The organism is Providencia sp. UF-224 (genome assembly GCF_058245955.1).
In genome coordinates this window covers 1-292 of the sequence record NZ_JBSICC010000135.1, presented here as the reverse complement: position 1 = coordinate 292, position 292 = coordinate 1, and the positions used below count along the sequence as shown (strand labels likewise).

Sequence of the window (292 nt, the reverse complement as noted above, 5' to 3'; positions counted from 1 at the left end):
CCGTAGCTCAGCTGGATAGAGTACTCGGCTACGAACCGAGCGGTCGGAGGTTCGAATCCTCCCGGATGCACCATCTCAACCCTAGAGGAATACCTTGTGGGGTTTTATTTTGATTCTACTTAGCGAGTAATCAAAATAGTGCAGTAACGATGAAATTGATTTACAGAAGTAGATGTTGATAAGAAGTTTGAGAGAGAAGCACGTCTTGCAGTAAATATGCATCCGTAGCTCAGCTGGATAGAGTACTCGGCTACGAACCGAGCGGTCGGAGGTTCGAATCCTCCCGGATGCA

Annotated in this window: 1 tRNA gene; it reads left to right on the top strand. The window is 47.6% G+C overall.

From position 1 onward, the window contains the following. The first annotated feature begins 218 nt into the window (after nt 1–218). Nucleotides 219–292, top strand: a tRNA-Arg gene (locus tag AC4IFO_RS23180).